This is a genomic window from Bordetella sp. 15P40C-2, from assembly GCF_009763235.1.
GTDB lineage: Bacteria > Pseudomonadota > Gammaproteobacteria > Burkholderiales > Burkholderiaceae_B > Bordetella_A.
In genome coordinates this window covers 1-691 of the sequence record NZ_WSJA01000059.1, presented here as the reverse complement: position 1 = coordinate 691, position 691 = coordinate 1, and the positions used below count along the sequence as shown (strand labels likewise).

The window sequence follows — 691 nt, the reverse complement described above, 5'->3', positions numbered from 1 at the left end:
TCCCCATATTCCGTGGCACTGTCGGGCTGGGCGGTCGTGGTGGAAAAGGCAGCGACGCCGGTGAAGTCAGTTCTGAGATGGTCGCGGGCAGCATTGTTACCGGATATACCCCTTCACTGTTCGGGCCTTGCGTTGAGACATCTTGTCCTGCTGTAGGTAGGGTTCCCATCGACGCCTTTGGGGTCGTTCTTCAAAGTATCGGAGCTGGTGGGGGTTTAGCCGGCAACGCGAGCGCGGATGCGCTTGGCGCGGGATTCGATTTCGGCGGGCACGACGAAGCGTCTGTCGCCATCGACGTCTCTCTGGGCGCAGCAGGCGGGGTGATCGGTGATGGTAAATACGTGACCTTTGCGATTAACAAAGGCGGACATATCACCACCGCCGGTCAAGGCTCACACGCGGTACTTGTTCAGAGCATAGGCGGAGGCGGCGGCTCGGCGGGGGATTCGTCGTCCATGGCAGCGCAGGCGGACCCGTCCAACGCCAACATTGCCTTGACGCTGGAGCCGCGGTTCACATTGGGCGCCTCGGGCGGCGCTGGCGGTCGGGGCGGGCCTGCCGGGGCGGCAATTGGCGGGCTGATCCACGTGGCGGGCACCGACGTCAGAGTCACGCCGGACCCAGTTGGCTCGCCCGTGAGCATCATCAGCACTTACGGTGACTACGCCAACGGGCTGACCGTTCAATCCAT

General features: G+C 63.2%; 1 pseudogene. It reads left to right on the top strand.

The annotated features are described in order from the left end of the window. Positions 1–691 (top strand): annotated as a pseudogene (locus GOQ25_RS19085) (hypothetical protein); the annotation flags it as partial.